This window comes from Streptomyces sp. NPDC127084 (genome assembly GCF_042724175.1).
Lineage (GTDB): Bacteria > Actinomycetota > Actinomycetes > Streptomycetales > Streptomycetaceae > Streptomyces.
The window spans coordinates 65,364-72,608 of record NZ_JBHXFA010000011.1 but is presented as its reverse complement, the minus strand read 5'-3'; the positions used below and the strand labels follow the sequence as shown (position 1 = coordinate 72,608).

The 7,245-nt window shown below is 71.9% G+C and carries 8 protein-coding genes; 5 read left to right on the top strand and 3 right to left on the bottom strand.

Translation table 11 applies throughout. From position 1 onward, the window contains the following. Window positions 1–55: 55 nt before the first annotated feature. A complete protein-coding gene (locus tag ACFWI9_RS04855; RefSeq protein WP_387159075.1) occupies window positions 56–481 on the bottom strand; it encodes an OsmC family peroxiredoxin in 426 nt (141 codons plus the stop codon). A gap of 66 nt (window positions 482–547) precedes the next feature. Further along, the gene (zapE, locus tag ACFWI9_RS04850; protein ID WP_387159074.1) at window positions 548–1,657 is read right to left on the bottom strand and encodes a cell division protein ZapE; all 1,110 of its coding nucleotides are present in this window, start codon (window positions 1,655–1,657) and stop codon (window positions 548–550) included. Here zapE and ACFWI9_RS04845 point away from each other — a divergent pair. The 5 genes from ACFWI9_RS04845 to ACFWI9_RS04825 all read left to right on the top strand — a co-directional run bounded on the left by ACFWI9_RS04845 (window position 1,656) and on the right by ACFWI9_RS04825 (window position 5,323). Next, window positions 1,656–2,456, top strand: a complete 801-nt coding sequence (locus ACFWI9_RS04845; protein ID WP_387159073.1) for a pyrimidine reductase family protein — start codon at window positions 1,656–1,658, stop codon at window positions 2,454–2,456. The two genes, zapE and ACFWI9_RS04845, sit on opposite strands and share 2 nt — an antisense overlap. Before the next feature lie 135 nt (window positions 2,457–2,591). Then, window positions 2,592–3,062, top strand: coding sequence for an indole-3-glycerol phosphate synthase (locus ACFWI9_RS04840; RefSeq protein ID WP_387159072.1), 471 nt, complete (start codon window positions 2,592–2,594; stop codon window positions 3,060–3,062). Between the two features lie 50 nt (window positions 3,063–3,112). Beyond that, window positions 3,113–4,534, top strand: coding sequence for a UDP-N-acetylmuramate--L-alanine ligase (gene murC / locus ACFWI9_RS04835; protein ID WP_387159071.1), 1,422 nt, complete (start codon window positions 3,113–3,115; stop codon window positions 4,532–4,534). A 34-nt stretch (window positions 4,535–4,568) separates the two neighbouring features. Beyond that, a complete protein-coding gene (gene msrB / locus ACFWI9_RS04830; protein ID WP_387159070.1) occupies window positions 4,569–4,976 on the top strand; it encodes a peptide-methionine (R)-S-oxide reductase MsrB in 408 nt (135 codons plus the stop codon). Between the two features lie 41 nt (window positions 4,977–5,017). Next, the gene (locus ACFWI9_RS04825; protein WP_387159069.1) at window positions 5,018–5,323 is read left to right on the top strand and encodes a hypothetical protein; all 306 of its coding nucleotides are present in this window, start codon (window positions 5,018–5,020) and stop codon (window positions 5,321–5,323) included. An 86-nt stretch (window positions 5,324–5,409) separates the two neighbouring features. On the opposite strand, the gene ACFWI9_RS04820 is transcribed toward ACFWI9_RS04825, so the two are convergent. Beyond that, the gene (locus ACFWI9_RS04820) at window positions 5,410–7,179 is read right to left on the bottom strand and encodes an MFS transporter (RefSeq protein ID WP_387159079.1); all 1,770 of its coding nucleotides are present in this window, start codon (window positions 7,177–7,179) and stop codon (window positions 5,410–5,412) included. Window positions 7,180–7,245: the final 66 nt, after the last annotated feature.

Sequence of the window (7,245 nt, the reverse complement as noted above, 5' to 3'; positions counted from 1 at the left end):
GGGCACACAGTGCCTGGGACCGCCCTTCCGTACGCCTGCGGATGAGCGCGGCCCGTTACGCCAGCTTGGCGTCCAGCGTGATGGTCGTGCCCGTCAGCGCCTGGCTGACCGGGCAGTTCTTCTTGGCGTCCTCGGCGGCGGCCTGGAAAGCCGCCTCGTCGATGCCCGGTACCTCGCCGGTGACCGACAGGTGGATGCCGGTGATGCCCTCACCCGGCTGGAAGGTGACCTCGGCCTTGGTCTCCAGACGGGTGGGCGGGGTGCCCGCGCCATTGAGACCGTGGGACAGGGCCATGGAGTAGCAGCTCGAATGGGCGCCGGCGATCAGCTCCTCGGGGCTGGTCTTGCCGTTCGCCTGCTCGGCGCGCGACGGCCACGAGACCGGGAAGTCGCCGATGCCGGACGAGTCGAAAGTGACTACGCCCGAGCCCTTGAGCAACTCGCCTTCCCAGACGGTGTGAGCCTGACGCGTGGTGGCCATGATGGATCCCTTCTCCAGCAAGTGAATCGGTCCAACTGGCTTCAACCTACTGGAATCCACGGGGATCTACCGGCCGACAAGCCCCTTGGCGTCCCTGGCCAGTGCGGTGAGCCGCGAGATGGCTCGGAAGTACTTCTTCCGGTAGCCGCCGTTCAGCATCTCCTCACTGAACAACTGGTCGAACGGTAGCCCCGACGCCAGTACGGGCACCTCGCGGTCGTACAACCGGTCGGCGAGTACGACGAGCCGCAGCGCGGTCGACTGGTCCGGCACCGGCCGCACATCGGTGAGGCAGACGGCACGCACATCGTCCGTGAGCGCTCCGTAGCGGCTCGGGTGGACCCGCGCCAGATGGTCGAGCAACTCCGGGAAGGCGTCGAGCGAGGCGCCGTCGGTGGCGTGGGCGGCCTTGGTGACCTGCTCGTCCGTGAACGGCGGCGGGGCCTCCGGCAGCCCGCGGTGGCGGTAGTCCTCACCGTCGATCCGCAGCGGCCTGAAGTGCGCCGACAGACCCTGGATCTCCCGCAGGAAGTCGGCGGCGGCGAACCGTCCCTCACCGAGTTTCCCCGGCAGGGTGTTGGAAGTGGCCGCGAGCGCGACACCCGCGTCCACCAGCTTGCCCAGCAGGGTGGACACCAGCACAGTGTCACCCGGGTCGTCCAGCTCGAACTCGTCGATGCACAGCAACCGGTGCCCGCTCAGGGTGCTCACGGTCTGCTGGAACCCGAGTGCGCCGACCAGATTGGTCAGCTCGACGAAGGTGCCGAACGCCTTGAGTGCCGGCTCGGCCGGTGTGGCGTGCCACAGCGAGGCCAGCAGATGGGTCTTGCCGACGCCGTAGCCACCGTCCAGATAGACGCCGCGCGGTGCGGTCGGCGCCGCGGGCTTCTTCGCGAACCAGCGCCGCCTGCCCGCCCCGCTGGCGTGCGCCCCGCCCAGACCGGCGGCGAACGTGCTCAGCACCGAGACCGCCTCGCTCTGGCTGGGCTGGTTGGGGTCCGGCACATAGGTATCGAAGCGGACCGCGTCGAAACGCGGCGGCGGCACCATCTCCGCGACCAGGCGGTCGGCGGGGACATGGGGCTCGCGGGCGCACAGGGACAGCGGGGCCGCTTCGGTTATGGGGCTGGTCGACACAGCTACCCACTCTACGGGCCGTGCCAGACTGCACGTCATGCGACGTCTGTTCCCTGTGACCGACCCGACAGCCGGGGCCGCCGGCCCGGCCGACCGCGAGTGGAGCCTTGACGAGCTCGCCGACGCCTACGCGTACCCCGGCGAGCGCCGCTCCCGTGGGGACGGTACGGAGGGCGTGTGGTTGCGCGGCAACATGGTCGCGTCCCTGGACGGCGCGGCGCAGCACGACGGGCGGTCGCAGCCGCTGTCCTCCGCGATGGACATGCGGATCTTCGGCACCCTGCGGGCGCTGGCGGACGCGGTGATCGTCGGCGCGGAAACGGCACGCCAGGAGGGCTACCGCCCGGCGCGGGCACGGGACGCCTTCGCACGGCGCAGGGCAGCGGCCGGGCAGGGACCGGCTCCGGCCGTGGCCGTGGTCAGCGCCGGCCTCGACCTGGACTTCAGCCTGCCCCTGTACGCGTCCCCGCTGGTGCCGACCCTGGTACTGACCGGCGCCGCCGCACCACCCGACCGCGTCGACGCCGCCCGTGCGGCGGGCGTGGACGTGGTCATCGCCGGTGACGGCCCGGGCGTCGACCCCGCCCGTGCCGTACGGGCCCTGGCCGACCGAGGACTGCGGCGGCTGCTCACCGAGGGCGGTCCGCGGCTGCTGGGCCAGTTCATCGCGTCCGACGTGCTGGACGAGCTGTGCCTGACCCTGTCCCCGACGCTCACCGCGGGGGACGCCCAGCGGATCGCGGGCGGCCCCTCGGTGGCGGTGCCGCGGCGCTTCGGGCTGGCGTCGCTGCTGGAAGAGGACGGATTCCTCTTCACCAGCTACCGCCGGATCGGATAGATCGGATTGGTCGGATTGGTCGGATAGGACCGGGCGTTTTTCGTTCCGGTTTGCCCCGGGCGGGCACTATTACTCACGGACCCCGTGCGCACACGGGGAAGGATGGTTTCCGCAGAACGCAGAAGGGTGCCCGACGTGTTCACCAGCGTATTGATGATCGAGAAGCCCCTCACGTCCGTGGACGTGGACTTCGTCACCACCCTGCACGCGGACGAGCCCGTCTCGTTCATCGTCCTCATGCAGCCGCGCGGTGACCAGGCGGATTTCCTGCTGCGCGCCATCGACGACGTCGCCATGGGCGAGCTGAAGGAAGCCGTCAGAGAAGGGGACGAACCCGAGGGCAGGGAGGCGAGAAAGCCGGCGGAGCTCGCCCTCGAACACTCGCTCGCGGCACTGAGGGCGGCCGGGAGCGAAGCCGTCGGGCAGGTGGTCGAGGACCATCCGCTGGACGCGCTGAAGACCATCGTGGACGAGTCCGGTGCCGACGAGGTGATCGTGCTGACCGCGCCGCACTACGTGGAGGAGTTCTTCCATCGCGACTGGGCGTCCCGGGCCCGCCACAAGGTCGGTGTACCGGTGCTCAAGCTCTTCGCCCACAGCGAATAGGGTGGGCGTCCGTACGACACCCGCTCCGACCGCACTCTGGAGACACGCAGATGGCACCCGGCATCCCCCCCGCCATGGCACGGCCGCACTTCATCGGCATCGGCGGCGCCGGAATGTCCGGGATCGCGAAGATCCTCGCCCAGCGCGGAGCGAAGGTCGCGGGAAGTGACGCCAAGGAGTCGGCGACCGCCGACGCCCTGCGCGCGCTCGGGGTGACCGTGCACATCGGGCACACCGCGGAGCATCTCGCCGACGACGCCTCCTGCGTGGTCGTCTCCAGCGCCATCCGTGCCGACAACCCCGAGCTGGCCCGCGCCGCCGAGCTCGGCGTTCCCGTCGTGCACCGCTCCGACGCGCTCGCCTCGCTGATGCACGGCACCCGGACCATCGCCGTGGCCGGTACGCACGGCAAGACCACCACCACCTCGATGCTGGCGGTCGCCCTGAGCGAGCTGGGCCTCGACCCCTCGTACGCGATCGGCGGAGACCTGGCTGGGCCCGGCACGAACGCCCGGCACGGCGCCGGTGAGCTCTTCGTCGCCGAAGCCGACGAGAGCGACCGCAGCTTCCAGAAGTACGACCCCGATGTCGCGATCGTCCTCAACGTCGAGCTCGACCACCACGCCAACTACGCCTCCATGGACGAGATCTACGAGTCCTTCGAGGCCTTCGTCGCCAAGATCCCGCAGGGCGGCACCCTGGTTGTCGGCGAGCACGCCGGTGCCCGGGAACTGGCCGCTCGGGTCGCCGCCCGCGAGGACCTGACCATCGTGCGGGTCGGTGAGGACGAGGCGGCCGACGTACGGATCCTCGCGATCCGGCCGAACGGGATGACCAGCGAGGTCACCGTCGCCCTCGCCGATGGCACCGGGGCGGGCGGCAGCGTGGGCGCCGGCGAGATCACCTTCACCGTCTCCGTCCCGGGCCGCCACTACGCCCACAACGCCGCAGCCGCCCTCGCCGCGGGCGCCCGTATGGGCATCGCCCCCGCCGACCTGGCCGCCGCCCTCACCGCCTACACCGGCGTGGGCCGCCGCCTCCAGCTCAAGGGCGAAGCGGCCGGTGTCCAGGTCATCGACTCGTACGCGCACCACCCGACCGAGATGACCGCCGACCTGGAGGCCATGCGCGCCGCCGCCGGCGACCGCAGGCTGCTCGTGGTCTTCCAGCCCCACCTCTTCTCCCGCACCCAGGAGCTCGGGACCGAGATGGGCCAGGCCCTCGCCCTCGCGGACGCGTCCCTGGTCCTGGACATCTACCCCGCCCGCGAGGACCCGATCCCGGGCGTCACCAGCGCCCTGATCACCGACGCCGCGACCGCCGCGGGCGCCCGTGTGACCCCCGTACCCGACAAGGCGTCCGTTCCCGGCCTGGTCGCGGGAATGGCCGCGCCAGGTGATCTCGTTCTCACCATGGGCGCTGGAGACGTAACGGACCTCGGTCCGCGGATCCTGGCCCAGCTGTCTGAGTGAGTCCGTCCAGGACCCCGAGCGAGGGAGAGCGAGCATGGCGTACGACGTCGAGAAGCCGGACGAGCAGTGGCGGGCGGAGCTGACCCCGGCGGAGTACGCGGTGCTCCGCGAGGCCGGTACCGAGCCCGCCTTCCGCGGTGAGTACACGGACACCAAGACCAAGGGCGTCTACTCCTGCCGGGCGTGCGGCGCCGAGCTCTTCACCTCCGGCACCAAGTTCGAGTCGCACTGCGGCTGGCCGTCCTTCTACGACCCGAAGGACTCGGACGCGGTGGAGCTCGTCGAGGACCGCTCCCACGGCATGGTCCGCACCGAGGTGCGCTGCGCGCGCTGCGGCTCGCACCTCGGGCATGTCTTCGAGGGCGAGGGCTACCCGACCCCGACGGACCAGCGGTACTGCATCAACTCGATCTCGCTGCGGCTGGAGCCGGACGGGAGCTGAGGTCGCACGTTGGCCAGGCGGGGAGTCGTGCGCTGGCCCGTGTGCTCGCGGACTGCACGGTGCCGCAGGCCCGCGGCTCCGCGCCCGCCATCCGGCGGACCGGCGCAGGACGGCCGGAGTGCATGGCCTGCCTTACGGGTCCGGACCTGACCGGCTGGCGCCGGGTGGGCACCGCACTGGGGGAGGCTGGGCTGCCCGGGAATAAGAAACCCGACGCGGTCGACGCCTGGGTAGCGCCGGCCGCCACCAAGCACGGCAGCGCGGTGATCTTCACGAGCGACCCGGACGGCATCCAGGCACATCTGGCGGTGCTCAACCCACCGGACGTGCACGTACAGCGGGTGTGAGCCGTCAGAAGCGCAAGGTGAATCTTTGTGGCACCAGGCCGGCTGCCCGCGCCGCGCAATGTTGCGGTTACCTCCCCCGCGGAGCGTCACCCCTGACAGGGCGTCCCACGTGACAGGCCGTAGGGTGCCGCGATCCGGTAGACACCAGGCTTCGGAGCCGTCAGGCGGGTCCAGCCGTCCGCCTCGGCCAGGCAGCCGTCCCGCCGCGCCGGTCCCGCCAGGCGCCTGCCGTCCGCGTCCACCAGCGCCAGCCAGGGGGACCACGGAATGCGGAGCCGCACCTGCCCCGCCGTCCGCACGGTCAGGACCGTCCCGCTCTCACCAGCGCGTATGACGGACGCGGAAGGCCCCGCGAGCGGCGCCGGGTCCGTCACCCGGTACAGCCGCCAGTCGGCGTCCGACCACACCTCGGTCAGATAGGGCAGGCCCGCCGAGACCAGCGCTGCCTCCTCCTCCGCCCCGACGTCCGGACGGCCCCCCTTGGGCAGCACCACATAGCGCACTGCCCACCGATCCAGCCAGGCGCGGTAGCCGGGGGCGCTGAGCGTGCCGTCGTAGAAGAGTGCGTTGCGCTTCATGTCCGCCTGGCGGTTCCAGCCGCGGGCCAGGTTCACATACGGGGCCAGCGCCGAAGCCTCCCGGTGGCTGCGCTGCGGCACCACCTCGACCCGGCCTTGTACCGCGTCACCGCTCCGCAGCCGCTCGACCAGCGGCGCGAGCCCGGTCGCCCAGGCCGAGTCGGGAGTGGTGAGCCTGATGTCCGACACCGTCTTGTTCGCCGTCCAGCCGATCAGACCGGCCAGCGCCAGGCCCGCGACCAGCAGCCGCGGTACGCGCGGCGAGCGCCCGCCGGCCGGGCGGTCGTCAGCCCGGCGTTCACCGAGCGCGGCCAGCAGGACCGTCCCGCCGAAGAGCAGCGCCAGCCGCTCCACGTTGCTGCCCACCTGCGAGGGGACCAGCCAGGCCACGGCTATCCCTACCGCGTAGACCGCGGCTCCGACGCGTACCGTGCGCCACCGCCGTGGCGCCGTCACCAGCACGGCCACCGTGTAGAGGAAGGGCTGTACCACCGTGCCGAACGCCAGCGGCTGTGTCCCCTCGAACGGGAACAGCAGGGCCGACGTACCGACCACCACGACCGGCGGCAGCGCCACCGCACAGGCCGCCGCCCGCCGCCCCCGCAGCAGCAGCGCCGCACCGACGACTCCCAGGAACAGACCCGCCACCGGGCTGGCGGCCGTGGCGAGCAGCGAGAGCAGCACCACGGCCACGCCCCGCGGGCCCCTTCGCCACATGGGATCGCCGCCGTCGTCGCCGTCACGGCGGGAGAACAGCACGGCCACCGCCGCGAGCGCGAACAGCAGCCCGAGGCCGAAGGTGCCCCGGCCGGACGCGGTGTTGCAGACCAGCGCGACCGCACCCCACAGAGCCGGCGGCAGCGGACGGCGCACCGCACCGCAGCGGGTCAGGACGAAAGCCAGCAGCCCCGCACAGAGCGTCCCGGTGACCATCATCGTCGTCCGCACACCGGCTGCCGCCATCAGATACGACGAGACGACGGTGTACGACATCGGGTGCATTCCGCCGTACCAGGCGAAGTTGTACGCGGATCCAGGGTGCCGCTCGGCGAACCCGGCCCATGCGTCCTGGGCCGCGATGTCACCGCCGCTGTTGGCGACGAACAGGAACCACAGCAGGTGCAGCAGAGCCGCGGCGGCCATGGTGACGGTCACCGGGTCCCGAAGCAGCCGCCCGGCACGGGCGAGCGCGCTCCCGGACGCCGCACCCGGGCCCGCGGGGGCGGCGGACGGCGCGCCTTCCCGGAGGCCGGTCGTCGGCGGACTTCCTGGTTCCACGGTGGTCAACGCCGGCCCTCCCCATGCCCGGCCGCGCGTCCCCAGCGGCCGGTCGCTGTTGCTGCT